This window comes from Streptomyces sp. Ru62 (genome assembly GCF_002920615.1).
Lineage (GTDB): Bacteria > Actinomycetota > Actinomycetes > Streptomycetales > Streptomycetaceae > Streptomyces.
In genome coordinates this window covers 65,216-90,229 of sequence record NZ_PQSU01000015.1, presented here as the reverse complement: position 1 = coordinate 90,229, position 25,014 = coordinate 65,216, and the positions used below count along the sequence as shown (strand labels likewise).

The window sequence follows — 25,014 nt, the reverse complement described above, 5'->3', positions numbered from 1 at the left end:
GTGAGGGGGACGCCATGGGACAGCCGCGGGGTGCCTTCGGGGCGCTCACGACCGTGCGGGTCACCGCCATCGCCAGCCTCACACCCCTGGAGGAGCTGGAGGCCGACCCCTTCCTGGTGGACTCGCGCAGCCAGCACGCGATGTGCGCCCGCTGGGCCGCCGAGCGCGGCTACGTGATCGCCCGGGAACTTCTCGTCGGCGGGCTGCGTTTCGACCACTGCGCGCTCTGGGACGGGGTGCGTCCCGGGGTGGACGTGTTCGTCGCGCCCAGCCTCCGGGTGCTGCGCCGAGCCCTGTCGTCGGTGGAGGAGTTCACCGCCGAGTGCGCGCGCCGGGGCGTGCGCGTGGAGACGGTGGGGCGGGCCGAGCCGGCGTACGACGCGCAGATGAAGGCCCGGGTGCACCGCCGGCTGTCGATGCCGACGGCCGGCTACGACGGGCGGTGACCCGGCCCCCGTCCGCGTCCCCTGTCCGACGGCCCGTCCGGGCGGACGCCCGCGCGTGTGACAAGGTGGAGCCGGCCCGATCGGGCCGGTGAAGCGAGAGGAGGCCCCCCCGGCCACCGGGTGGGGGAGGGCCGGGACGTGAGGTGTGCGGGGCGTGCGCGGGGTGCGGTGGCGACGGATCGCCAGTCAGGTCGGGCGGAGCGTCGCCGTATGGGCGGTCTCCACGGTCACCATGCTGGTCCTCGCGGCGATCCTGCCCGACTTCCAGCTCCAGTCCGCCGACGGCGACAGCGCCACCCGCATCGCCGTGGCCGCCGCCTGCGGTGCCGGCGCCTTCGGCATCCTCTCGGCCGTGGTCTGGCCGCTCCTGGTCCGCCTGTTGCTGCTCGTCCCCGCCCTCGTCCTCGGCCTGCTGGTCTTCTTCCTCAACGGCTCCCTGCTGCTGGTCGCCCTGCGCATCAACCCCTCCGGGCGCGGCGAGGCCGCGCCCGAGACCGCCGTCATCGTGGCCGCCGTGATGTCCGCCGTCGCCTCCGCCACCGGCGCGGCCCTCGCCGTGCGCGACGACGAGACCTACCGGCGCCGCCTGCACCGCCTGGCCACCCGCGGCCGCCGGGACCATCCGTCCTGCCCCACCGCGCCCGGACTGCTGTGCGTGCAGCTCGACGGCGTCGGCCACGACGTCCTGGTCGACGCGGTCCGCAAGGGGCTGATGCCGACGGTGGGCCGCTGGCTGTCCGGCGGCGACGGCGTACGGCCGGCGAGCGGGAGCGAGCGCACACCACCGGCGGCCGGCACCCCGCGACCGGCGGCCGGCCGCGCCCGGCCCACCCACCGCCTCACGCCCTGGCGCACCGACTGGTCCAGCCAGACCGGCGCCAGCCAGCTCGGCATCCTGCACGGCAGCACCTTCGACGTGCCGGCGTTCCGCTGGTACGAGAAGGAACGGGGCGAGGTGATGGTCTGCAACCGGCCGACGAGCGCCGCCGAACTGCAACGCCGGGCCATACGGCACACCGGCGACGGCGGACTGCTCACCGTCGACGGCGCCAGCCGGGGCAACCTGTTCAGCGGCGGCGCCGGCGAGCAGGCCCTCGTCCTGTCGATCGCCACCCGCCGCCGCGGCCCGGGGAACCGTTCCCGCGCCGGGTACTTCGCCTACTTCCGCGACCCGGCGGGCGCCGTCCGCACCGCACTGTCGTTCGTCGCCGAGGTGGGCCGCGAGATCGGCCAGTCCACCCGCGCCCGGCTGCGCGGACAGCGCCCGCGCGTCGGCCGGGGCGGCCTCTACCCGTTCGTCCGCGCCTTCGCCACCGTCGTCGAACGGGACGTCGTCGTCGCCGCGGTCATGGGCGACATGCTCGCCGGCCGCACCGCCGTCTACGCCGACCTCGTCGCCTACGACGAGGTCGCCCACCACTCCGGCCCGCGCAGCCGCGACGCCGAGAAGGTCCTGCAACGCCTCGACCGCTCCCTCGCCCTCCTCGAACGGGTCGCCGAACACGCCCCGCGCCCCTACCGGATCGTCGTCCTCTCCGATCACGGGCAGAGCCCCGGCGAGACGTTCCACGCCCGCTACGGCCTCACCCTCGGCGACCTGGTCCGGGCCGGCTGCGGACTGCCCGTCCCGCGCCGGGCCCAGCGCACCCGCAGCGGCGCCGAGGCCCGCGCCGCCGTCCGCGCCGCCCTGCGCCGCCCGGTGGAAGAGAAGGGCGAGCACCACCGCCCCTCCCGCCGCTCCGAGCCGATCGTGCTGGCCTCCGGCAACCTCGGCCTCATCTCCTTCCCGGACGTCCCGCACCGCATGACCAAGGAGGAGATCGACGCCCGCCACCCCGCCCTGCTCACCACCCTCGCCAACCACCCCGGCATCGGCTTCCTCCTGGTGCGCAGCGAGGAGCACGACGGCGTCGTCCTCGGTGCCTACGGTGCCGAGATCCCCCTGGCCGAGCTGGACGACGAGCCCGGCCCGCTGGCCCGCTTCGGCCCCGGCGCCGCCGACGCCGTCCGCCGCACCCACTCCTTCCCGCACACCGCCGACATCATGGTGAACTCCGCCTACGACCCCGCCGACGGCGAGGTCCTCGCCTTCGAGGAACAGATCGGCTCGCACGGCGGCCTCGGCGGCGCCCAGTCCCACCCGTTCCTGCTCTCCCCGCACGAGCTGTCCGCACCGGCCGGGGACGGGGAGGAACTGACCGGCGCCGAGCACGTCCACCATGTGCTGCGCCGCTGGCTGAGCGAGCTGGACGGGCCCCAGGTACCGCTCACCCCGGACGTGGAGGAGGAGCGGGCCGCCTGAGATCCGGCCGCGCCCGCACCGCCGCCGCGGGGAGCACGCCTGTCCGATCGCGCGGGGACGTCACCTGCCGTTCACGGCCCGTGGGCCGGTCTGCGGAGTGCGACGAGCCCGGATGTGATCGGATAGGGACATCCGGGAACCCCGGAACCGCGACACTCGCGAAAGGAAGCATCGTGGCAACCACGCGCACCGCGCACACCGTCTGGGAAGGCAACCTGCTCGAAGGCAACGGCATCGTCACCTTCGACTCCTCCGGCATCGGCCAGCAGCCGGTCACGTGGGCTTCGCGCGCCCAGGACGCGAACGGCAGGACCAGCCCCGAGGAGCTGATCGCCGCCGCCCACTCCAGCTGCTTCTCCATGGCCCTCTCGCACGCCCTGGCCGGCGCCGGCACCCCGCCCACCCGGCTGGAGACCAACGCCGACGTCACCTTCCAGCCCGGCGAGGGCATCACCGGCATCCACCTCACCGTGCGCGGCGAGGTGCCCGGCCTGGACGCGGACGGCTTCCGGTCCGCCGCCGAGGACGCCAAGAAGAACTGCCCGGTCAGCCAGGCCCTGACCGGTACGACGATCACCCTGACGGCCGAGCTGGTCTGACGCCCGCCGGCAGTCGGTGCACCCCGGCCGCCCGGCCGGGGTGCACGGTCATGGCGGGGTTGCGGTGGGTGCGGCCGGCAGGGTGGCGCAGACAGCGTCCAGGACGTCCGCGTACGGCGTGCCGTAGTCGGTCAACCGCGTACGCAGCCGCTCCAGGCCGTCGCGGTACTCGGTCAGCAGGCTGGTGTCGCCGGTCCGCGCGGTGAACTCCAGCACCGCCGGCAGGAAGTCCGGCAGCTCCTCGCCGCTGCACTCCAGGCCGTGCCGGCGGTAGAGGTCCTGGAAGCGCACCAGGGACGTCCCGCGCCGGGTGCCGTCGTCGTGCCACCGGCTCAGGTACAGGCTGTGCCGGTTCCCGACGTCGAAGACCCGCACATAGTGCGCGGCCAGCTCCCGCCGCGGGGTGACGGCCGCGTGGTCGGTGAACGCCCGCAGCGGCGGGGCGGCCTCGCGCAGCAGCGGCAGCCGGGCGACCAGGCCGTCGTCCGGGTAGGTCAGGCACAGCGCCGCCGCCTGGTGGAGCACCGCGTCCGAGGGCATCGGGCCTCCTTCGCGTCGCCGGGGCGGGCCCGCCCGCGTGGTCGGGGCCGCACCCCTCGGGCACTACTCAGAACCTAGGGGCGGCCCCGGCGACGCACCTGTCCGCAGACCCGTACGGGTCACGCCCGCATCAGGCGCGGCACCAGCGGGCCCCTGCGGGTCACCCGGGACTCAGAGGCTCTCGCGGTGCTCCCGGAGCAGCTTCAGCGTGCGCTGGGCGGACGCGGCCCGGGCCGTCATGTGGTCCAGCACCTCCAGGTGCGCGGCGACCTCCTGGCGCGAGTCCAGATAGAGGGCGCCGGTCAGGTACTCGGTGAACACCATGTCCGGCAGCTCCGGCTCGGCGAACCGGAACAACGTGAACGGCGCGTACGTCCCCGGGTGCGGGCCCGCCGCGAACTCGGCGATCTGCAAGGTGACCCGGTCCCGCCCGGCGTACTCCAGCAGCCGGTCGAGCTGGTCCCGCAGCACCTCGGGCCGCATGCTCACCGGGCGCCTGAGCACCGTCTCGTCCATGATCACCCACAGGTGGGGCGGATCCTCACGCTCCAGCAGCCGCTGCCGCTCCATGCGCAGCGAGACGTGCCGCTCGACCGTCTCCGGCGAGGTCTGCCCGATCGTCCCCGCCTCCAGCACCGCGCGCGCATAGTCCTCGGTCTGCAGCAGACCGGGCACGAAGTGCGGTTCGTAGGAACGGATGACCCGGGCGGCGCCCTCCAGGCTGACGTACAGGCTGAACCAGTCCGGCAGCACGTCGTGGAACCGCTGCCACCAGCCCGGCTGGTTCGCCTCCTCGGCCAGCCGCACGAACGCGTCGGCCTCCTCCTCGGGCACCCCGTAGGTGGTCACCAGGACCTGCACGTAAGGGATCTTCAGCGCGACCTCGGCCATCTCCATCCGCCGTACGGTCGCCGACGCCACCCGCAGGACCCGGGCGGCCTCCTCACGGCTCAGGCCCGCCGCCTCCCGCAGCTCCTGCAACCGCTTGCCCAGCACCACCTGGCCCACGGTGGGCGCAGCCCGCCGCTCACTCACCGCCACGCCCTCCCCTGCGCACCGATTCACGCGGGGAGCAGTCTGTCACGTGTTGCCGCCTCGCACACGTGCCCGAGGCAATGAACCTCAACCGGACTGCGTGTGCAGGTACTTGGCGGTCGCCGGGTCGGCCGGCAGGAACGTCTCGATGGCGAGTTCGGCGACCGTGACGTCCATCGGCGTGTTGAACGTGGAGATCGAGGACACGAACGACAGGACCCGCCCGGCGTGCTCGATGCGCAGCGGCAGCGCGAAGTACGGCACGGGCTCGGCCGGTTCGCCGCCGGCCGGCTCCTCGGGCACCGGATAGGCCGCCACCTCCTCGTACAGGGCGCGCAGCCGGTCGGAGCGGTGCAGGGCGATCTCCCGCTCCATCTGGGCCAGCAGATGCCCGCGCCACTCCCGCAGGTTCCGGATGCGCGGTGCCAGCCCCTCCGGGTGCAGGGTCAGCCGCATCGCGTTCGGTGCCGGTTCCATCAGTTCCTCCGGCACACCCTCCAGCAGCAGGGCGATGCCCCGGTTCGCGGCGACCACCGTGTAGCCGGCGTCCACCACCAGCGCGGGGTAGGGCTCGTAGCCCCTGATGAGCCGCTCCATGCCGTCGCGCAGCGCGTCCAGCGCCGGGTCGTCCAGCGGGGTCTCCGGATAACGCGGCGCGTAACCGGCCGCCAGCAGCAGGGCGTTGCGCTCCCGCACCGGCACGTCGAGCTGCTCGGCGAGCCGCAGCACCATCTCCTCGCTCGGCCGGGACCGGCCGGTCTCGATGAAGCTGATGTGCCGCGCGGAGGAGTCGGCGCGCAGCGCCAGGTCCAGCTGCGAGATCCGGCGCCGCTCCCGCCAGGCGCGCAACAGCGGGCCGACGCCCTTGCCGGTGACGTCGACGGAGGCGGTGGGACCGGACGCAGGCAGAGGCATGCCGCCGACCCTAGTCGAGCCCGGGGCGGGGGAACGAGCGGATTGTGCCCGGGCCGCGCCGGTGTGCCGAGCCCCCGGCCGACGTGGCAGTCTGAGCCCGTACCCGCCACGCCCCGCAGGGGGCACGCAGCGAAGGGAGCCCGGGCCATGGCCGTCGAACCGCTGTCGCAGAAGGAGATCGAGGACCGGCTGGCCGAGCTGCCCGGCTGGTCGGTGGACGGCGACCGTCTCACCCGTTCCTACCGGCTGGGCTCCCACTTCGCAGCGGCGGCTCTCGTCATGCACATCGCCGGCATCCAGGACGAGCTGGACCACCACTCCGACCTCACCCTCGGCTACGACACCGTCTCCCTCAGCGTGCACACCCACAGCGCGGGCGGCGCCGTCACCGCGAAGGACTTCGCCCTCGCCCGCAGGGTGGAGGACATCGCCCCAGGTCACGGAGCACACTGAGTGATGTGCTCGACTACGACAAGGAAGCCGGCGACTACGACGCCTCGCGCGGCGGCGAGGCCCGCGCCCAGGAGGCCGCACAGGCCGTCCTCGGTCTGATACCCGGGGGTCCGGGCCGTCTCCTCGACGTCGCCTGCGGCACCGGCATCGTCACCCGGAGGCTCGCCGCCGCACGCCCCGGGCTGCGGGTGACCGGCGCGGACCTCTCCCCGGCCATGGTCCGCAGGGCGTCGGCCCGGCTGCCCGGCGCGATCGTACGGGCCGACAGCCGCCGGCTGCCCTTCCCGGACGGCGCCTTCGACGCGGTCACCAGCATCTGGCTGCTGCACCTGCTGGACCCCGAGGACGTGGGCGCGGTCGTCGGCGAGTGCGCCCGCGTGCTGCGGCCCGGCGGGGTGTACGTCACCACGGTCGACAAGGCCGCCGCGCACGACGTCGGCAGCGACATCGACACCGTCCTCGCCGCCCGCCCGCGCCGTCCCGCCGCCGACGCCGCCGGAACCGTCACCGCCCACGCCGCCCGGCACGGACTCCGGCCCGCCGGACACGGTTCCTTCCGCGGCTCCGGGCAGGGGCGCAGCCCCCGCACCACCATCGCCGACCTGCGCCGCGGCTGGTTCACCCTGCTGCCGCCCGGTGAGCCGCGCACCGAGGAGTTCGCCACCCGCCTGGCCGGGCTCCCCGACCAGGACCGCCCGCGCCCCGACCCCCGCTTCAGTCTGAGAGCCTTCCGCAAGCCGGCGCCGACTCCTTCCGGGACACCGTGATTCGAGCGCGCGCCCCGACCGCCTCTGCGCGACGAGCGTCCTTCCGGCGCCTGTCGGCCGAGACGGGAGGCGAGGACCGCGGCCTGGACCCGGCGCTGCACCCCCGGTTCGGCCGGCAGGGGAACAGCGAGGCCCCGGACCGCGCGGCACGGGGGCGGCGTGCGCGGCGGCCCCGGCACGACAGGACGGGAAGGGCGTCACCCGCTTCTCGCGGATCAGGATTGCGCGGTGCGCGGCTGCCGGCCGCTTCCCCGCGTCTGCAACGCGTCCTTCCCGTCACCACCAGGACACCACGGGAACCGCCGCCGCACCAGTGCCGCGAGGTCAGCCGGCCGCGCAGGTCCGGCCGCCCAGAGTGAACACCGCCGGCTTCGTGTTCGCGCCCGACCGGCTTCCCGTGAAGCCGAAGGCGACCGAGGAGCCCGCCGTCACGGTGCCGTTCCAGCTCACGTTCTTCGTCGTGACCGCCGAACCCGACTGCGTGTGGTCGGCGTTCCACAGTTGCGTGATCTTCTGGCCGTCCGGGAACGTCCAGCCGAGGGACCAGCCGTTCCAGGCCGTGGTGCCGGTGTTGGTCAGCCGTACGTCCGCCTGGAAACCGTCGGCCCACTGGTTGGTGATCTTGTAGCTGACCGTGCAGGCCCCGGCAGGAGGCGGATTCGTACCACCGCCACCGCTCCCGCCGCCGCTCGTGTCGGACGTGTCGCCGTACACGACGCCCCGGCCGTTGGTCGCGAGGTACACCCGGCCGTAGACCCGCGGGTCGCCGGTGATCGCCGCCCCCGTCCAGCCCCACTGGTGGGTGTCGTCGTTGATGCGGGTCCAGCTCGCCCCCTGGTCCGTGGAGCGGAAGATGCCGCGCACTCCGCCGATCTTCGCGCTGGTGTAGAGCGTCTGGTAGGCGGCTCCCGCCGCGGCCTTGCCGAAGCCGATCGTGTCGGCCTGCTCGACGTTCGGCAGCCTGGCGAAGCCGGCGCCGCCGTCCGTGGAGTGCCACAGGCCGTACGGGCCGTCCGTCGCCCCGCCCGCCAGCCAGATGTCGCCCTTCGTGCCGGGCAGCGCCTTGAAGCGCACGCTGTCCCCGCTCGGCAGACCCGAAGCGGAGGAGGCGGTGAAGGTCGCGCCGCCGTCCGAACTGACGTAGAACTTCCCGGACTTGAAGCCGTAGAAGGTCTTGGGGTCGACGCGGTCCGACTCGACGAGCGCGCCGGCCGGGATGCCGCTCGACGCCGACCAGGACGTGCCGAAGCCCGTCGCGTACCGCACACCGGTGCCCTCCGGGCTCCACACGAACCGGCTGCCGTCCGCCGCCGCGGCCACCGTGCCACCGCCCGAGACGCCCGGGGGATCGGTCCCGGCGAACCAGTCGGCACCGTTGTCCGTGGAGAACGCGATGTGCGGGCCCGAGTCCAGGTCGCCGACCCGGACCACCGTGGCGGGGTCCGACTCCGCGAAGTCCAGGCTCGTGGTCGTCGTGAAGGTGGGGGAGGTGTACATCATCGACGGCACCTCGGTGAGGTCCGTGTGCCGGAAGCCGCCGATGTCACCGAGCGCGCTGAACAGCCGGGCGTCCCCGGAGGGCGGTGCCGCGACGTCGTTGACCGCTGTCTCCTCCAGGCCCCGCACCACCGGCTTCACCGTGAACCGGCCGCCGCTGTCCCACTCGGCGAGGTTCTCGGTGCCGTAGAGGGTGGCGCCCGTCCCGTACATCATCCGGGAGGAGTCGAACGGGTCGATCTCCAGGGCCTCCGTCATCCAGCCCAGTTTCGGCGTCTGTTCGGGTGGGGAGGGGTGCGCGCCGAAGGTGAGCCAGGGGGAGGAGGACACGTCGATGGTGTACCGGTTCGCGCGGTCGGGGTACGACGTGTAGTCCCAGGCCTTCGTCCAGGTGGCGCCGCTGTCGGTGGAGCGGAAGAGCTGGGTGTCCGGCCACCAGGAGCTGTACGCGGTCGCCATGACGGTGGACGGGTGCCGGCGGTCCACCGTCAGCCCGCTGAAGCCGTAGGAGGTGTCCGCCTCCGCTGCCGGGCTGATGTCCGTCCAGGTGCCGGTGGCCGTCGCGTACCGCCACAGCCGGCCCTTGCCGCCGTCGTAGGGACCGCCCTTGTCGCTGTAGGCGAGGTACAGGAACCCGTTCTCCGTGTCCAGCACGCCCTTGTGCGCGAGGTATCCGGTCGGCTGGCCGGCCAGCCGGGTCCAGGTGGCGCCCGCGTCCGTCGAGCGGTAGACCGCGTTGTCCAGGTCGGCGACCCCGACGTAGATCGTCTTCGTCGCGCTCCCGGAGGTCCCCGTGGTCTCGTCGAAGGTGACCCAGACGATGCCCTGGTTGTCGCTCGCGTACCCGCTCGTGTCGCTCGGGTCCTGCCGGTAGGTGCCGGGGTTCGGGAAGCTCGTCACCTGCGACCAGGTCGCCCCCGAGTCCGTCGACCGCCACAGGCCCTTTCCGCTGGGCGCGCCCAGGTACAGCACGCTGCTGCGGTTCGGGTCGATCGCCAGCCGCTCGCCCATGCCCCGGCCGGGCATGTTGCCGCCCAGCTTGAACGGCAGGTCGGCCTTCCGCCAGCTCGCGCCCCGGTCGGCGGAGCGCAGCACCGCGCCGTTCGTCGGGTCCCAGCTGTTGGTGTACGTCCCGACGGCCGCGTACACCTTGTCCGGGTCGACCGGGTCGGAGGCAAGGCTCACCACGCCGGTGTGGCCCCATTCGTTCCAGCCGACCGAGTCCAGCAGCGGTGTCCACGTCTTCGTCGGCTCCTGCCAGCGGTAGGCGCCGCCGATGTCGGTGCGGGCGTAGACCAGGTTCTTCTCGGAGCGGTTGAAGACGATCCCGGGGACGAAGCCGCCGCCGTCGATCCGGGCGTTCTTCCAGGTGTAGGTGTCCGCCGCGAGGGCCGTGCGCGGTGCGGAGCCGGCGAGTGCGGGCGGGGTGCCGGACAGCAGGCCGGCGGCGAGGGCCAGCACGGCGGTGAGGATGCGGGTTCTGAGCATGGCGGGAGTCCTCTCATGACGGGGGGCGGCCCCCGGTGTGGGTGGGGGCCGCCCGTGAAGAGGTGCCGGTCTATTCCAGGAGCTCCGCGTACGAGCCCATGGCCAGGGCGATGTCCGCCTGGGCCCAGAAGCGGTGGTACGTGAAGACGGGCGCGGCGCCGCCCTTGAGGTAGGCCTCGATCTTCGACCAGTTCGGGTCGCTCTTGTAGAAGGACCGCAGCGAGGCGAAGGTGGACGAGGAGTTGATCGCGTCGCCGTTCGGCATGGTGCCGGTCCAGCCGCTCGGCACGTACACGCTGTCGCCGAACCGGCTGTAGTCGGTGCGGGTCTCGGGGACGGCGATGCCGAGGCTGTCCTGGTGGTTGTTCCACATGCCGTCCAGCAGCGCCTTCGCCGTGGACTTGGCGGTGGTGTCACCGGACCTGGCGGCGTAGTACGTCAGTGTCTTGGCGTAGGCGGCGGCCACGCCGACGTCGTCGGTGTAGTCCGCGACGGTGACGTGCAGTCCGCTGTTGCCGCCGGGACTCGACGCGTTCCAGGTGTCGGGCTGGCCCGACCACTGGAGGGTGGAGGGGACGCGGTAGGTGCCGTCCGGGTTGATCGTGGTCTTGGACAGCGCCCACTTTACCCACTTGTCGAGGATCGCCTTCGCCGAGGCGTTCCCGGTCTGCTGGTAGTACTCGGCGACCCGCTCCATCGACCACGCCTGGAACCCGAACCACTGGTTGGACGGCGGGTCGTGGTAGACGGGCTGCGAGTCGTAGTACATGCCGTAGAAGGTGGACGCGCCGGCCGGAGGCGAGGCGTACCGGCCCTGCCAGCTGTTGGTCGCGCCGCCCGCGATGGCACCCTCGGACGACTGGAGCCACTGGTAGAACTCCAGCTGGCGCTGGAGCGACTTGCCCCAGTCCGTCGCGCCCGTCGCCGACTTGGGCTTCAGGTCGGCGACCGAGCTGAGCGCGTAGGCGGCGAGGGGGTTCTGGTAGCCGCCGTGGACATGGCTGGAGCCGATCCGCCAGGCCCAGCCGGCGGAGGTGTCGGTGGCGCCGCCCCAGGCGTAGTACCAGGACAGCAGGTAGTGCGAGGCGTCCTTGCCGGTGCCGGCCGGGCAGGACGGGCTCGTGCAGTTGCCGATCTTCTTGAAGTACTTGTCGTACATCGCGTACCGCAGGTAGTCGCCCATCTTGGCGGCCTTGGCGACCGTCGCGGACACGTCGGCGCTCTTGCCCTGCGCCTTCGCCCACACGTCCGCCCAGTACGCGGCCTGCACGGCGCGGGAGTCCGCGTCCGGGGCGTCCGTGTACTTCCACTGCTTGGCGTAGGAGGAGTCGCCGGTGAACAGGTCCAGGTAGCCGTTCCTGCCGCCGTACTTGAAGGCGTCGCAGGTGGGCTGCGGGACCGTCTCCCAGACGGACTCCTGCGAGCCGCGCTGGAAGGTGTTGATGTACGACGGTCCGGTGGCCGTCGGACCGGCCTCGCACTTGCCGGGCTCGTTGCCGTAGCCGTAGACGTTGTCCACGTCCTGGATCCAGTGCATGCCGTAGACGTCGTCCGTGCCGTAGGCCGACTTCAGCTCACCGGCGATCGGGTCCGGGCCGACCGACACCGACGCATCCAGCTTCGCCGGGTACTCGTTCGGGGTGTCCAGCTCGGGCGCGTACGTGGCCGGCTTGGAGGCGTTGTAGAAGGAGTTCGTCGGCTGGTCGGCGTGGGTGGGGATCATGTACTTCTCCATGATGTCCCACGCGCCGTTGAACTTCGACCAGTCGCCGGTCACCTTGCCGTACATCGCCTGGAGCCAGAGCAGATAGCTGTACGCCTCCGAGGTGGTCTCGTGACCCTGGTCCGGGGCCTCGACGATCAGCGTCTCCACCGAGTGGTACGGGACGCCCTCGGGGGAGAAGTAGCCGTTCGCCGGGTTGGTGATCTTTCCGTACAGGTCCAGGAAGCGGGCGTCGTACGCCTTCGACGCGGGCAGCTCCGTGACCGTGACCGTCGCCTTGGTGTGGCCGGTGGCCGACGCGGTGAAGGTCGCGCTGCCGGTGCCGGAGGAGTCCGCCGTGACGGTGACCGTCTGGGCGGTGTTCCAGTTCGACGGGGTGAAGGTCAGCGAGGAACCACCCGTCACGGACAGGCCGGTGTTGCCGCTGGTGCGGCTGGTGCTCACCGTCACGTTCGCGCTCGGCTGGGTCGACAGCTTCACCGAGAACGTGCCCGACTTGCCCTGCTGGACGCCTAGCTGGGACGGCGAGGCGACCACGGCGGGCCCGGAGGCGACCGTGATGCCGACCGGGGTGGAGGCTGCGGACGCGCCCAGGCTGTCGTACGCCTTCGCCACCAGGGAATGACTGCCCACGGTCAAACTGGAGACCGAGAGCGAGTACGGCGCGCTCGTGTCGGTGCCCAGGAGCGTGGTGTCGTCGTAGAACTCCACCTTGCCGATGGTCGCGTTGTCGGCCGCCGCCGCGGTCGCCGCGAGGGGCACCGCCTCACCCTGCGAGTAGACCGCGCCCGCGCTCGGGCTGGTCAGCACGGTCACCGGCGGCTGGTGCGCGCCGGCGCAGGTGGTGCCGTTGACGGCGAAGGACGTGGGGGCGGTGTTGCTGCCGCTGTAGGTGAACTGGCCGCCGGTGGAGACGGCCGAGCCCGCCGCGATCGTGCCGTTGTACGAGGCGTTCTTCACGGTGACCGTCTGGCCCGACTGGGACCAGGTGCCGTTCCAGCCGTTGGTCAGCTTCTGGTTGCCCGTGTAGGCGTACGTCAGCGTCCAGCCGTCGACGGCGTCGGTACCGCGGTTGGTGATCGTGAGGTCGGCGGTGAAGCCCGAGCCCCAGTCGTTGGTCTTGTAGTCGACGCTGCACTGCACGGACGCCGCGTGCGCGGCGGGGGTGCCGGTGGCGAGCATCGTCAGGGGCAGGGCGAACGCGGCGGCCGCCGCGGTCCACAACCGACGCACAGCTGTGCGTCTGCGTCCGGGATCCATGTGCTGGTTCCTCCTTGCGGGCGTGCGGCTCGGGAGAAGTCAAGGCTTGAACCAGTGGGAGCGCTCCCATAGTGGGGACGGCGCCCGGAGCGGTCAAGGTGCTTGAAGAGTCGAAAAGATTCGACGGACCCGGCTGAGGAAAAGTCAGGCGACTCCCCTGGGCAGACCGGCCACTTGGCGCTACCTTCACTCGCACCAGTGGGAGCGGTTCCGTTCAGTCGACGCGTCCGTCACGACGCGCCAAGCTGCAAGGAGTCGCTCATGCGACACCCCCCGCGTTCAGTACTTTTAGCCGCCGCCGGTGCGGTCGCGCTCGTCGGGAGCGTGGTCGTGCCGGTGGTGGCGGCCCAGGGAGCCACGCCCGCCTGCACGGTGGAGTACGCCGTCACCGGCCAGTGGGACAGCGGCTTCCAGGGCTCGGTGAAGGTCACCAACAACCAAGCCGCACTGAGCGGTTGGAAGCTCACCTTCGACTTCACCGGCGGACAGCAGGTCAGCCAGGGCTGGAACGCCGAGTGGTCCCAGTCCGGCGCCACCGTGACCGCGGCGAACGAGGGCTGGAACGGCGCGCTCGGCACCGGTGCGAGCGTCAGCGCCGGCTTCCTCGCCTCCTGGTCGGGGGGCAACCCCGCGCCTGCCGCGTTCAAGCTCAACGGCACCACCTGCAACGTCGACGCGGAGCCGACCACCCCGCCGCCGACGACCCCGCCGCCGCCCGGCGGCACCCCGCCCGCGCTGCGGGTCTCCGGCAACAAGCTCGTGGACGCCGACGGCACCACCCGCCGCCTGCTCGGCGTCAACCGGTCCGGCGGCGAGTTCATGTGCGTACAGGGCTACGGCATCTGGGACGGACCCGTCGACGACGCGGCCATCAAGGCGATCGCCGACTGGAAGGCCAACACCGTCCGCATCCCGCTCAACGAGGAGTGCTGGCTGGGCCTGTCCAACGTCAAGCCCGAGTACGGCGGCGCGAACTACATCGCCGCCGTCAAGGAACTGGTGGCACGCGTCGAGGCCCACGGCATGACCCCGGTCCTCGAACTGCACTGGTCCTACGGCCAGTACACCGGGAACTCGGCCGGCTGCTCCGACGTGCACGCCACCTGCCAGAAGCCGATGCCCGACATGCGGTACTCCCCGGCGTTCTGGTCCTCGGTGGCGAGCACCTTCAAGGACGACCGGGCGGCCGTGTTCGACCTGTTCAACGAGCCGTACCCGGACCGGGCGGCCTCCAGCACCACGGACGCCTGGACGTGCTGGCGGGACGGGGGCACCTGCCCCGGGATCTCCTACGAGGTCGCCGGCATGCAGGACCTCGTCGACAGCGTCCGGGCCACCGGCGCCAGGAACGTCATCCTGGCCGGCGGCCTGGCGTACTCGAACGACCTGAGCCAGTGGACCGCGTACAAGCCCACCGACCCGGCCGGCAATCTCGCCGCCGCGTACCACGTCTACAACTTCAACTCCTGCGCGAGCGAGAGCTGCTGGAACTCCACCCTCGCCCCGGTCGCCGCCCAAGTGCCCCTGGTGGCCGGGGAGATCGGCGAGAACACCTGCTCGCACGGGTTCACCGACCGGGTCATGGGGTGGTTCGACGACCACGACCTGTCCTACCTCGGCTGGACCTGGAATACCTGGGACTGCTCCTCCGGGCCGTCCCTGATCTCCGCCTACGACGGCACTCCCACCGCGTACGGCGCCGGGCTGCGTGACCATCTGCGCGCCCTCAACCCGTAGATCCACCCGTAGATCCAACCCGTAGATCCCACGGAACACCGAAGGAACCCGCACTCATGACTCGTACCAAGACAACACTGCTGGTGGCCCTGGGGCTTCTCGCCGGCGCCTCCGGAACGGCGTTCGCGGCCCTGCCCGCCGGCCCGGGCGCCGCCGTCGCCGCCGTGCCCTGTGCCGTCGACTACAAGATCCAGAGCCAGTGGGACACCGGCTTCACCGCCGCCGTGACCATCACGAACAACGGCGCCGCCAAGTCGGCGTGGTCGCTGAAGTGGTCGTACGGCGGCACCCAGAAGGTCACGAGCGGCTGGAACGCGAAGATCAGCCAGAGCGGCACCGCGGTCACCGCGGCCAACGAGAGCTACAACGGGGCGCTCGCGACCGGCGGCACGGTCAGCTTCGGCTTCAACGGCACGTTCAGCGGCACCAACTCCGTCCCCGCGACCTTCACGCTCGACGGCGTCACCTGCAACGTGGACGACGGCAGCGGCGGCAGTGGCGGCGGCACCGGTGGGGACACCGGTGGCGGAACCGGTGGCGGAACCGGCGGAGACACCGGTGGGGGCACGGGGGGCGGAGACGGTGGTGGAGGCACCGGCAACCGCGTCGACAACCCCTACAGCGGGGCCAAGGGTTACGTGAACCCGGAGTGGTCGGCGCACGCCGCCGCCGAACCCGGCGGCAGCCGCATCGCCAACCAGCCCACCGCCGTGTGGCTCGACCGGATCGCCGCCATCAACGGCGTGAACGGCGGGATGGGCCTGCGCGCCCACCTGGACGAGGCACTGAAGCAGAAGGGCTCGGGCGAACTCGTCGTCCAGCTGGTCATCTACGACCTTCCCGGCCGCGACTGCTCCGCCCTCGCCTCCAACGGCGAACTGGGTCCGAACGACATCGACAAGTACAAGACCCAGTACATCGACCCGATCGCGTCGATCCTCTCCGACGCCAAGTACGCGGGCCTGCGCATCGCCACCGTCATCGAGCCGGACTCGCTGCCCAACCTGGTCACCAACGCGGGCGGCACCGCCGGCAGCACCGACGCCTGCGCGACCATGAAGGCCAACGGCAACTACGAGAAGGGCGTCAGCTACGCCCTCGACAAGCTGGGCGCCATCCCGAACGTCTACAACTACATCGACGCCGGCCACCACGCCTGGCTCGGCTGGGACTCCAACCTCGGGCCCACCGTCCAGGAGTTCTACAAGGTCGCCACCACCAACGGCGCGAGCGTGAACGACGTGACGGGCTTCATCGTCAACACGGCCAACTACAGCGCCACCAAGGAGCCGTACTTCAAGGTCACCGACAGCGTCAACGGGCAGACCGTGCGCCAGTCGAAGTGGGTCGACTGGAACCAGTACGTGGACGAGCAGTCCTTCGCCCAGGCACTGCGCGACAAGCTGGTCGCGTCCGGGTTCAACAGCAACCTCGGCATGCTGATCGACACCTCCCGCAACGGCTGGGGCGGCTCCGCCCGGCCCACCAAGTCCGGCCCGCTGACCTCCGTCGACGACTACGTCAACGGCAGCCGCATCGACCGGCGCATCCACGCCGGCAACTGGTGCAACCAGAGCGGCGCCGGCCTCGGTGAACGGCCGACCGCCGCCCCGGCGGCCGGGATCGACGCCTACGTCTGGGTCAAGCCCCCGGGGGAGTCCGACGGAGCCAGCTCCGCCATCTCCAACGACGAGGGCAAGGGCTTCGACCGGATGTGCGACCCGACCTACGGCGGCAACGCCCGCAACGGCAACAACCCCACGGGCGCGCTGCCGAACTCGCCGCTGGCCGGGCACTGGTTCTCCGCCCAGTTCCAGCAGCTCATGCAGAACGCCTACCCGCCGCTGCCGTAGCGGGGTGAGCGACCGCCGGGGCCGGACCGCAGCGGTTCAGACCGCGCCGGTCAGGCCCCGGCGGATCGCACGCTCCACCGGTGAGTACGCTCCGTCCGCCCGGTCCAGCTCGTACGGCACGGCCGGGAGCAGCGGGGGCTGCGCCAGGAAGCGGGGCCGGGTGCCGTGGTGCGGCTGGGCCGCGTGCACCAGGAACGGGTGACAGAGGTAGACGTCACCGGGGCGGCCCGTGGCGTGGGCGAGGGGGCGGTGGGCCGAGGCCGCCGCCACCCGGGGGCCGAGCTCCAGGAAGGAGGCCCCCGCCTCGCCGTACGGCCGGAGCACCGCGGGCACGTCCAGGTGCGAGCCGACCCGGATCCGGGTCGGGGCATCGTCCCGTGTGACCTCGCTGAACAGGAACAGCATCAGCAGCGCTCGGTCCCGGGAGCGCAGGTTGGTGTGGTAGTGCGCCCGGCCCTCGGGGAGGTAGCTGCCTTCGATGTGCCACCCGGCGTCGTCGGGTTCCTCGGGGTGCGGGAAGCGCAGCGGGAAGGTGCCCAGCGAGTAGCGCGTCTCCCAGCGTCCGGCGCCCACCAGCGCGTCGAACGCGTCGTGCAGCACCGGGGAGTTGGCCGCCGCCGCGAACGGGCCCTGGGCCATGCCGCCCACCCACACCACAGGGTCCTTCCAGGTGCTGCGGTCCTCGGGGTCGTAGCCCGTCTCCCGCCACAGCAGCCGCCCGCAGTCCGCGGCGACCCGTGACGGGACGGCTCCCTCGATCTTCACGAAGCCGTCTTCGACGAAGCGTTCCACCAGGTTGTCGTCCACGGGCCCATCGTCGCCGGTGACCTTGCCGGGACGCACCTCGTTTTTTGCCGCATCGGCAACGCCGCTGGCCTCCGTCCGGTATGCCGTCGCACCCTGACCGCAACCGGAGGAGAGGCTGACCACCATGGCACACGACCACCACCACGACACCGCGCACCGGCAGGGCCACGGGCACGGCCACGGGCACCACGGCACCGACATCGACTGGAACGAGATGGGCCCCCTGCTGGAGGCGCAGGCGGAGCTGTTCACCCCGGTGTACGAGCGGGCCATGGCGTGGCTCGCGCGGGAAGTGACCGAGCCGGGGCTGATCGTGGACGCGGGCAGCGGACCCGGAGTGGTGTCCTGCCTGTTCGCCGAGGTGTTCCCCGGGGCCCGGGTCGTCGCCGTCGACGCCACCGCGCCCCTGCTGGAGCGCGCCCGCGCCCGGGCGGTCCGCCGGGGCGTCGCCGACCGCTTCGACACCGTCACCGGCGAGCTGCCCGAGGTGCTGGACCAGTTGGAGTACCCGGCCGACCTGCTGTGGGCCAGCCGCAGTCTGCACCACCTCGGTGACCAGCGGGCGGCTCTCACCGCGTTCGGCGAACGGCTCGCCCCCGGCGGCACCCTGGCCCTCCAGGAAGGCGGTCTGCCCTCCCGCTTCCTGCCCCGGGACATCGGGATCGGCCGCCCCGGACTCCAGGCGCGGCTGGACGCCCTGGAGGAGGAGTGGTTCGGCCGGATGCGCGCCGACCTGCCGGGCTCCGTCGCCGAGACCGAGGACTGGCCAGCGCTCCTGACCGCCGCCGGCCTCAAGCACGCCCGTACCCGCACCTTCCTGCTCGACCTGCCGGCCCCCGTCACCGACCCGGCCCGCGCCTACGTCGTCGCGCACCTGTCCCGGCTGCGCGAGGGCATCGGCGACGCGCTGGACGCCGACGACCGCGCCACCCTCGACCGGCTGCTCGACCCGTCCGACCCGGCGAGCGTCCACGTCAGGCCGGACGTGTTCGTGCTGGGCGCGTACACCGTGCACACGGCGGTCCGCCGGGGCTAGTGCCATGACCGGGAAGGTTCACCGGGTCTGGTCGTGGAGTCTGTCCTGTGTCAGTTGACCTGGGACAAGGTCCGCGACCTATCGACCAGTGCCAGGATGTCCATGACGTCCTGGACCGGATCCGGCTGCGTCCCTTCTGCTACAGCTGGACATCCAACCGCTGCAACCACCCAGCCGGCGAACCCACGTGCTCACAGCGCCAGGCGCCTGCGGTGGTGTTCGCCGCGCCCCCTGCGAGCGGCTGCTGAACCGCTCGGGTCCTGTCATCCGGCTCGTCGCCCTGGTGCCCGGTACAACCATAAGTCCGCCCGGCGGGTCCTCTCACCTGCAAGGGGGTGCCGGGTTCGCCGATACATTCGCGGTGCCCGGGTTGCTGTGGTGCCTGGTCCGTTCGGACGGGCCGGAGGAGGGTGCATGATCAGGCGGGTCGGGTTCGGCCGGGTGCTCGCGGTGACGGCCGCCGTGCTGGGCGGGGTGCTGTTCCCGGGCGTATCTGTGGCGTCCGGTTCGTCCTCGGCGAACGTGCGGCCGCTGTCCGCGGGGAGCAGCCATGCGCTCCGGGAGGAGGGCGCGGGACATGAGGAGCTGCTGACGATCGACCGTTTGGAACGGGACGGTGGCGACCTTTTGCGCGAGGGGTCGAGGTTCGACGTGCGCGCCGGGTTCAAGCACAAGGGCGAACGGGTGCTACACAAAAAGGCGTTCTCCATCACTGTGTCTGAGCGGCTCTCGTTCGCGACGGAGTACAGCAACTGCGAGTACGGCGAGGAGGTGCCGACCTCCCCGGTGAACCGGTCGTTCCGTACGGCGGTGTGCTGGATCGACATGCGGATCGAGCCGGGCGAGTCCGTCGACCTCGCGCCCTTCGCCCTGAAGGTGGATCGCTGGGCGAACGACGAAACGGTGTCCGTGGCGGATTCAGGACTGGGAAAGCACTGGGCGGCACCGGGCGTCGTGTGGCGGGACCGGCACTGGGGCCGGGGCGGGAAGCTGACTCTCGCGAAGCGGACCGGGGACGTGCCTCCCGCCGCCCGCGTGAAAGCCGGTGTCGATCTGTCGTACTACAAGTTGGACGTGGACGTGGACAGCTCGTGGGACATCGAGGTGACGGGAGCCGCGCTCAAGGGCAGGAAGGGCGAGACGGTCACGGCGCACCTGGCCATGGACTTCCACGGTTCCGACGTCCAGGCCCAGCACGACGCCGAGAACAGCGTTCCGTTCGCCCGGATCCGGGTGCAGTTCCCCCAGGGCGTCACCGTACTGAAGAGTCCGAAGCAGTGCGGGAACAGAGTGACGAAGAGGCCCTACTACCAGTGTGAGTACAACCTGTACACCAACAGCTTCGACGTACCGATGCTCCGCGACGGGTACCACGAGGACTTCCCCTTCGAGCTGCGGATCGACGACACGTCCGAGCTCACCGGAGGCTCCATCCGTCTCGACGCCCCGACGGAGGTGCTGCAGGCGGACGCAGACCACGTGAACAGCACCGCGCGCATCACCGTCGACGCCGTCGGCGGACCGGACCGGACGGACCGGACCGCTTGGACCGTCGCCGCAGGAGCCGGGGCGCTGGCGGTGACCGGACTCCTTGCCGCCGCTCTCCTGCGCGCCCGCCGACGTGCGGACTGACGCCGGCTGGACGGGCCCGAGAGTGGAGGGCAACCCAGTCCGGCCTCTTTCCCGCGGCTACCGAGAACTCCTTTCCGAAACCGGCAATCCATCGATGTACTTCCGAGTCGCGGCGCGAACTGCCCTTCCTGGTCGGTAAGTCCGCGCACACGGACGGACTGGGCCACCGCGCCTTCAGCGGTCGGATCGGACGTCACCGCACATCCAACCGTCACGACCACCGACCCGGCGAACCTATGCGGTCAGAGCACTAGCCGGCCCGGCGGGGCTGGGGCTTGACTTCGAGTGGTCTCCAAGTGATGGACTCCGGGCGTCTCGACACCGCGGGACACACACACCACAGGGGGACCTCATGAACGACGCTCCGGTCGCGCTCATCACGGGCGGGGGCAGTGGTATCGGTGCCGCTGTGGCGCGGCAACTGCTGAATGCCGGACACCGGGTCACCGTCACCGGGCGCGGGGAGCGGCGGTTGCGGGAATTCGCCGAGACCCTGGGGGATCCGGAGGGACTGCTGACGGTCGCCGGTGACGCGTCGGCGTACGACGACGTGCAGAACGCGGTCGACCGCACGCTCAAGGCGTACGGCCGGCTGGACACCGTCGTCGCCAACGCCGGCTTCGCCACCCATGACACCGTGGCGGAGGGCGACCCGTCCGGCTGGACCGAGATGGTCCTCACCAACGTCCTCGGTCCCGCACTCCTCGTCCGCGCCTCCGTCGACGCGCTGAAGGAGACCCGCGGCCGGATCGTCCTCGTCGGCAGCGTGGCCGGGTTCGTGAACACTCCGGGCAACCTCTACGGCGCCACCAAGTGGGCGGTGACCGGTCTCGCCGAGAACACCCGGCGCCAGGTCACGGAGTTCGGCATCGGTGTCACGCTGGTCGCCCCCGGCCGGGTGGAGACCCCCTTCTGGGACGGCCACGGCAGCCTGCCCCCGGGGCATCTCCTCACCGCCGGCCAGATCGCCGACTCGGTCGTGTGGGCGATCCGGCAACCGGCCGGGGTCGATGTCAACACCGTCGTCATCCGCCCGCTCGGCCAGCCCAACTGACCGAGGTCCGCCTCAGTTGCTGGCGATGAACTGCTTGGCCAGCTGGTCTCCGAGGGAGACCGCCGCGCTGTGGCTCTCGATGGGGGAGACCTTGGAGTTCTTGAACAGGATGTAGGTCACGCCCGAGTCGGCGCCGCCGGTGGCCGGGTCCGGGTCGATGCCGAGCGCCTTGGCGGTGGCGTACGACGCCTCGCCGATGATCTGCGTGGGGCCGGTGTCGCCGACGACGGCGTACTCGACCTTGTTGTTGTAGATGACGGCGACCACACCGCCGCCCTTGATGCCGGCGTTGGAGTAGTTCCAGATGCTGCTGGTGCTGGGCACGACGACGTACGGCAGGGTCTCCGCCTTCAGCGGCTTGCCGTCGGACTGGTGGAAGGCGGTGTCGTCCTGGTACCAGGGGTCGCGGTCCTCGTTGCAGTTGGTGGTGCGCTGGCCGTCGCAGTCGATGTCCATGTCGGCCTTCCAGAACACCGCGCCGTTCTTGCCGCACACCGGGACCGTGGCCGACGTCTCCTCGTCCGTCCGGTACTTGCCGTTGGATATCTGCGAACAGGACGTCACCTTGGCGAGCAGGTCGGCGGCGCTGACCGTGCCCTCCTGTGCGGACCTGGGGGAGGCGGCGGCGGAGGCGTGCGCGGGCAGCAGGCCGGCGGCGAGCAGGGCGGTGCCGGAGGCCGCGGCGAGGGTGAGGGTTCGGAAACGCATGTGGGGGACCCTTCTGTTAGGAAAGTTTCCTTACCGGGTGCCGTACACGGTGGCCTCTTCGCCATGCTCCCGTCAACCCTGGTGTTGCGAACGGCCGAAACCCGTGCGTATTGCGGTGAGTTCCCTCGACGGTAAGACTGGACGAGACGGATGTATCCGTTCTGTCCGGCACTGTCGGAGGTAGGTCCCCTTCCCCCGGAGGTGAGGCTCATGTTCGTCCGTGCGGTGTACGCGACCGGTGATCCGGCACTGCTGGACGCGGCCATCCGGTCGGTGAACAGCGAGGGGCGGGACCTGCTGGAGGAACGCCCCGGCTACCGTGGCGCGGGCGTGTTCGCGGACCGGGAACTCGGCAAGCTCCTCACGGTGAGCTGGTGGGAGACCGAGGAGGCGCGGCAGAACAGCGACGAGGTGATGCGCGAGCGGCGCAGGGGGCTCCTGGAGCCCTTCGCCGGCACCATGGCGGTCGCCAACTACGAGGCCGCCGTGTTCCATGAGGTCAGGCACCCCCGGCACGGCGGGGGACTGCGCGTCACCAGGATGGAGTTCGACCCGCGCGACGCCGATCTGGTCGTCGACACCTTCCGGGCCACGGTGGTGCCGAGGTCCGAGTCGCTGCCGGGACTCGCCGAGACGACCCTGCTGATCGACCGGGACCGCGGACGGGCCATGACCGGCTCCCTCTTCCTCGACCGCGCTTCCCTGGCCGCCTCACGCGCGGCCGTCGCGGGCCTGCGGCACGCGGCGTCGGCCAAGGCGCACGCGGACGTGGTCGGCCTGGAGGAGTTCGAGGTCGTGCACGCGGACGTGCGCTTCGACTGAGCGGCCGGTTGACGCGGGGTGCCGGGCGGCACACGGCGGTGCGCCCCGCTGTGGTGCGGGGCGCACGGTCGAGCCGGGTGGTGCGGGGCGTGTGTCCGGGCCCGGCTTTCAGCCCACGTCGAAGGTGGCCGGGTCGGGACCCAGGCGCCGGTCCTCGTTGAGCGCGCTGATCGCGGCGAGGTCCTCGTCGTCCAGGCTGAAGTCGAAGACCTCGATGTTCTCCTTGATCCGGGACGGCGTCACGGACTTCGGGATCACGACGTTGCCGAGCTGGATGTGCCAGCGCAGCACGACCTGGGCCGGGGTGCGGTTGTGCTTCTGCGCGATGGCGACGATCGCCGGCACCTCCAGCAGGCCCTTGCCCTGGCCGAGCGGCGACCAGGCCTCCGTGGCGATGCCCTGCTCCGCGTGGAACTCGCGCGCCTCGCGCTGCTGGAGGTGCGGGTGCAGCTCGATCTGGTTGACCGCGGGGATGACCGAGGTCTCCGCGATCAGCCGCCGCAGGTGCTCGGGAAGGAAGTTCGAGACGCCGATGGTGCGGACGCGGCCGTCGGCGTGCAGCTTCTCGAACGCCTTGTAGGTGTCGATGTACGTGCCCCGGGACGGCAGCGGCCAGTGGATCAGGTAGAGGTCGACGTAGTCGAGCCCCAGCTTCTCCAGTGACGTGTCGAACGCGCGCAGCGTGGAGTCGTAACCGTGGTCGCTGTTCCAGAGCTTGGTGGTGACGAAGATGTCCTCGCGGGGCAGGCCGGAGGCGGCGATGGCCTTGCCGGTGCCCTCTTCGTTGCCGTAGATCGCAGCGGTGTCGATGCTGCGGTACCCGGCCTCCAGCGCCGTGGCGACGGCCCGCTCGGCCTCGTCGTCCGGCACCTGCCAGACGCCGTAGCCCAGCTGGGGCATCTCGACGCCGTTGTTGAGGATGATCGGGGGGACCTTGCTGCTCACGAGCCTCTTGATCCTTCGGTTGTCGACAAGGTGGTACTCCTATCGTCAACGATCACGGCCCGCTTTGCATTCCTGACCGCGGAATCCGCCGCGACTGACCGGTGAGTCAGCGTCCCGGGCGGAGAATGGCCGGAAATGCATCCGACGTTCTCGGTCCGGACCATTGACCGGTGACCGTGGTGCCGCGACTCTGTATCGCGCCACCGGACGTCTTCCTGAACCTGGTGCATGCATGTGAACGGCCCCTGACCACGGCCGTTGTCTACCCCTCTGAGATTCGTCACCCTCAGGAAAGCGGGTGCACCCACAGAACGAGAGCCCAGCCATGCCGTATCGATCTCGCTCTTCCAGCGCGCAGACATCGGATGAAAAGGTCTGGCAAAGCCCTGGTCGCCACCTCCTGGAGACCGCACGAGGAGATGCCCGCGCGCACCCACCGTCAAGGAGGGCCATGAGACGCCGACGCCTGCGGGCGGCGCCGACGGCCGACCGCGAGCGGAACTCCTGGGCGGCTTCAGGCGGTTGGCCGGGGGGCCGGGCCGCCGGCGACTTCCACGGCCGCCGGGCCGTTCCGATCACGAACGAACAACTGCGAGGAGAAGGAGTGTCATGAGCACATCCAGAAGAGCGGTACTCGGAGCCGCGTTCGGCGGTGCCGCGGCGGCGATCGTCCCCTCGACCGGCGCCCACGCGGCGTCCTGGCAGCTGAAGTGGTCACCCTCGGCGCGCTCCGACGGGCTCGGCGCCTTCGAGACCATCGAGGACGACCGCGCGGACTCCCATCCGGCCGGCCACCCCCACATCCACCCCACGGGCGACAACTGGCGCTTCGACATGCACAAGGTCGACCGGGACACCTCGGACGACCGCCAGCGGCAGGAGGTCACCGGGCTGCGCACGAGCGGCAGCAGCTATCTGAAGTGGACCGAGGGCCAGACCTGGCGGATCACCTACTCGATGTACATCCCCAGCAGCCTGAAGGCCACCACCACCTTCACGCACATCATGCAGATGAAACAGCCCGGCGCCGGTTCCTCGCCGATCGTCGTGCAGTCCCTGCGCCGGGTGGACGGCAAGCAGACCATCGAGCTGAAGATCGTCGAGGGCGACGTGCTCGTCGGCCGGGCGGACCTGGACCCGCTGCACGACAAGTGGACCGACGTGGACTTCCAGATCAAGATCGGCAACGGCTCGGCCGGCTCCGTCCGCTGGATCCTCAAGAGCGGTTCCACCACGGTCCTCGACAAGTCGAAGACCGGGGACACCTTCCTGGCCGACCGCGTCCGCCCCAAGTGGGGCATCTACCGCTCCCTCGGCGACACCTCCGGCTCGCTCCAGGACACCTACCTGCTCCTCACCAACCTCCGCGGCTACCAACTCGTCTGAGGGGTCGTC

Annotated in this window: 20 protein-coding genes; 12 read left to right on the top strand and 8 right to left on the bottom strand. The window is 71.3% G+C overall.

Annotated elements, in window-relative coordinates; all coding sequences use genetic code 11:
• The first annotated feature begins 14 nt into the window (after positions 1-14).
• The 3 genes from C3492_RS21430 (at position 15) to C3492_RS21420 (ending at position 3,347) form a co-directional block, all read left to right on the top strand.
• Complete coding sequence (locus C3492_RS21430) at positions 15-446, top strand: hypothetical protein (RefSeq protein ID WP_103813372.1); 432 nt, start codon at positions 15-17, stop codon at positions 444-446.
• Positions 447-600: 154 nt separating this feature from the next.
• A complete protein-coding gene (locus tag C3492_RS21425; protein ID WP_103813371.1) occupies positions 601-2,748 on the top strand; it encodes a phage holin family protein in 2,148 nt (715 codons plus the stop codon).
• Between the two features lie 173 nt (positions 2,749-2,921).
• Positions 2,922-3,347, top strand: coding sequence for an OsmC family protein (locus C3492_RS21420; protein ID WP_103813370.1), 426 nt, complete (start codon positions 2,922-2,924; stop codon positions 3,345-3,347).
• A 48-nt stretch (positions 3,348-3,395) separates the two neighbouring features.
• Here the strand turns inward: C3492_RS21420 and narJ are convergent, their stop codons facing one another.
• The 3 genes from narJ to C3492_RS21405 all read right to left on the bottom strand — a co-directional run bounded on the left by narJ (position 3,396) and on the right by C3492_RS21405 (position 5,837).
• Positions 3,396-3,887, bottom strand: a complete 492-nt coding sequence (narJ, locus tag C3492_RS21415) for a nitrate reductase molybdenum cofactor assembly chaperone (protein ID WP_103813369.1) — start codon at positions 3,885-3,887, stop codon at positions 3,396-3,398.
• 171 nt (positions 3,888-4,058) lie between these two features.
• Entirely contained in the window at positions 4,059-4,922 is an 864-nt protein-coding gene (locus tag C3492_RS21410) for a helix-turn-helix transcriptional regulator (RefSeq protein ID WP_103813496.1), read from the bottom strand.
• Between the two features lie 87 nt (positions 4,923-5,009).
• Complete coding sequence (locus C3492_RS21405; protein WP_103813368.1) at positions 5,010-5,837, bottom strand: helix-turn-helix domain-containing protein; 828 nt, start codon at positions 5,835-5,837, stop codon at positions 5,010-5,012.
• 147 nt (positions 5,838-5,984) lie between these two features.
• Between C3492_RS21405 and C3492_RS21400 the strand changes: the two genes are divergently transcribed.
• Both C3492_RS21400 and C3492_RS21395 read left to right on the top strand, forming a co-directional pair.
• Positions 5,985-6,290, top strand: a complete 306-nt coding sequence (locus C3492_RS21400; RefSeq protein ID WP_103813367.1) for a 4a-hydroxytetrahydrobiopterin dehydratase — start codon at positions 5,985-5,987, stop codon at positions 6,288-6,290.
• 5 nt (positions 6,291-6,295) lie between these two features.
• Positions 6,296-7,057, top strand: a complete 762-nt coding sequence (locus tag C3492_RS21395; RefSeq protein ID WP_103813366.1) for a class I SAM-dependent methyltransferase — start codon at positions 6,296-6,298, stop codon at positions 7,055-7,057.
• Positions 7,058-7,381: 324 nt separating this feature from the next.
• Here C3492_RS21395 and C3492_RS21390 read toward each other — a convergent pair whose 3' ends face one another.
• Together C3492_RS21390 and C3492_RS21385 are read right to left on the bottom strand one after the other, a co-directional pair.
• The gene (locus tag C3492_RS21390) at positions 7,382-10,042 is read right to left on the bottom strand and encodes a cellulose-binding domain-containing protein (protein WP_103813365.1); all 2,661 of its coding nucleotides are present in this window, start codon (positions 10,040-10,042) and stop codon (positions 7,382-7,384) included.
• 70 nt (positions 10,043-10,112) lie between these two features.
• Positions 10,113-13,025, bottom strand: coding sequence for a glycoside hydrolase family 48 protein (locus C3492_RS21385; RefSeq protein WP_103813364.1), 2,913 nt, complete (start codon positions 13,023-13,025; stop codon positions 10,113-10,115).
• 261 nt (positions 13,026-13,286) lie between these two features.
• Between C3492_RS21385 and C3492_RS21380 the strand changes: the two genes are divergently transcribed.
• Positions 13,287-14,762: a cellulose binding domain-containing protein gene (locus tag C3492_RS21380; protein WP_181140479.1), complete on the top strand. Its 1,476-nt coding sequence runs from the start codon at positions 13,287-13,289 to the stop codon at positions 14,760-14,762.
• 56 nt (positions 14,763-14,818) lie between these two features.
• The gene (locus tag C3492_RS21375) at positions 14,819-16,615 is read left to right on the top strand and encodes a glycoside hydrolase family 6 protein (protein WP_103813363.1); all 1,797 of its coding nucleotides are present in this window, start codon (positions 14,819-14,821) and stop codon (positions 16,613-16,615) included.
• Between the two features lie 36 nt (positions 16,616-16,651).
• Here C3492_RS21375 and C3492_RS21370 read toward each other — a convergent pair whose 3' ends face one another.
• Positions 16,652-17,422, bottom strand: a complete 771-nt coding sequence (locus C3492_RS21370; RefSeq protein WP_103813494.1) for a phytanoyl-CoA dioxygenase family protein — start codon at positions 17,420-17,422, stop codon at positions 16,652-16,654.
• A gap of 124 nt (positions 17,423-17,546) precedes the next feature.
• Between C3492_RS21370 and C3492_RS21365 the strand changes: the two genes are divergently transcribed.
• The 3 genes from C3492_RS21365 to C3492_RS21350 all read left to right on the top strand — a co-directional run bounded on the left by C3492_RS21365 (position 17,547) and on the right by C3492_RS21350 (position 21,144).
• Entirely contained in the window at positions 17,547-18,458 is a 912-nt protein-coding gene (locus C3492_RS21365) for a trans-aconitate 2-methyltransferase (RefSeq protein ID WP_103813362.1), read from the top strand.
• Positions 18,459-18,872: 414 nt separating this feature from the next.
• Positions 18,873-20,090 (top strand): hypothetical protein, encoded by a 1,218-nt coding sequence (locus tag C3492_RS21360; RefSeq protein WP_103813361.1) that lies wholly within the window; start codon positions 18,873-18,875, stop codon positions 20,088-20,090.
• Positions 20,091-20,442: 352 nt separating this feature from the next.
• Complete coding sequence (locus C3492_RS21350) at positions 20,443-21,144, top strand: SDR family oxidoreductase (protein WP_103813360.1); 702 nt, start codon at positions 20,443-20,445, stop codon at positions 21,142-21,144.
• Between the two features lie 12 nt (positions 21,145-21,156).
• Here C3492_RS21350 and C3492_RS21345 read toward each other — a convergent pair whose 3' ends face one another.
• Positions 21,157-21,852, bottom strand: a complete 696-nt coding sequence (locus C3492_RS21345; protein ID WP_103813359.1) for a glycoside hydrolase family 75 protein — start codon at positions 21,850-21,852, stop codon at positions 21,157-21,159.
• A gap of 210 nt (positions 21,853-22,062) precedes the next feature.
• On the opposite strand from C3492_RS21345, the gene C3492_RS21340 reads away from it, so the two are divergent.
• Positions 22,063-22,674, top strand: coding sequence for a hypothetical protein (locus C3492_RS21340; protein ID WP_103813358.1), 612 nt, complete (start codon positions 22,063-22,065; stop codon positions 22,672-22,674).
• Positions 22,675-22,782: 108 nt separating this feature from the next.
• On the opposite strand, the gene C3492_RS21335 is transcribed toward C3492_RS21340, so the two are convergent.
• Positions 22,783-23,619 carry an aldo/keto reductase gene (locus C3492_RS21335; protein ID WP_103813357.1) on the bottom strand — a complete coding sequence of 279 codons (837 nt, stop codon included), beginning with the start codon at positions 23,617-23,619 and terminating at the stop codon, positions 22,783-22,785.
• 609 nt (positions 23,620-24,228) lie between these two features.
• On the opposite strand from C3492_RS21335, the gene C3492_RS21330 reads away from it, so the two are divergent.
• Positions 24,229-25,005 (top strand): heparin lyase I family protein, encoded by a 777-nt coding sequence (locus C3492_RS21330; protein ID WP_103813356.1) that lies wholly within the window; start codon positions 24,229-24,231, stop codon positions 25,003-25,005.
• Positions 25,006-25,014: the final 9 nt, after the last annotated feature.

What these genes read in the sequence shown, in the direction of transcription:
- C3492_RS21430 (WP_103813372.1), top strand. Translation starts at nt 15, where the DNA reads ATGGGACAGCCGCGGGGTGCCTTCGGGGCGCTCACGACCGTGCGGGTC.
- narJ (WP_103813369.1), bottom strand. Translation starts at nt 3,887, where the DNA reads ATGCCCTCGGACGCGGTGCTCCACCAGGCGGCGGCGCTGTGCCTGACC.
- C3492_RS21405 (WP_103813368.1), bottom strand. Translation starts at nt 5,837, where the DNA reads ATGCCTCTGCCTGCGTCCGGTCCCACCGCCTCCGTCGACGTCACCGGC.
- C3492_RS21400 (WP_103813367.1), top strand. Translation starts at nt 5,985, where the DNA reads ATGGCCGTCGAACCGCTGTCGCAGAAGGAGATCGAGGACCGGCTGGCC.
- C3492_RS21390 (WP_103813365.1), bottom strand. Translation starts at nt 10,042, where the DNA reads ATGCTCAGAACCCGCATCCTCACCGCCGTGCTGGCCCTCGCCGCCGGC.
- C3492_RS21385 (WP_103813364.1), bottom strand. Translation starts at nt 13,025, where the DNA reads ATGGATCCCGGACGCAGACGCACAGCTGTGCGTCGGTTGTGGACCGCG.
- C3492_RS21380 (WP_181140479.1), top strand. Translation starts at nt 13,287, where the DNA reads ATGCGACACCCCCCGCGTTCAGTACTTTTAGCCGCCGCCGGTGCGGTC.
- C3492_RS21375 (WP_103813363.1), top strand. Translation starts at nt 14,819, where the DNA reads ATGACTCGTACCAAGACAACACTGCTGGTGGCCCTGGGGCTTCTCGCC.
- C3492_RS21365 (WP_103813362.1), top strand. Translation starts at nt 17,547, where the DNA reads ATGGCACACGACCACCACCACGACACCGCGCACCGGCAGGGCCACGGG.
- C3492_RS21360 (WP_103813361.1), top strand. Translation starts at nt 18,873, where the DNA reads ATGATCAGGCGGGTCGGGTTCGGCCGGGTGCTCGCGGTGACGGCCGCC.
- C3492_RS21350 (WP_103813360.1), top strand. Translation starts at nt 20,443, where the DNA reads ATGAACGACGCTCCGGTCGCGCTCATCACGGGCGGGGGCAGTGGTATC.
- C3492_RS21345 (WP_103813359.1), bottom strand. Translation starts at nt 21,852, where the DNA reads ATGCGTTTCCGAACCCTCACCCTCGCCGCGGCCTCCGGCACCGCCCTG.
- C3492_RS21340 (WP_103813358.1), top strand. Translation starts at nt 22,063, where the DNA reads ATGTTCGTCCGTGCGGTGTACGCGACCGGTGATCCGGCACTGCTGGAC.
- C3492_RS21330 (WP_103813356.1), top strand. Translation starts at nt 24,229, where the DNA reads ATGAGCACATCCAGAAGAGCGGTACTCGGAGCCGCGTTCGGCGGTGCC.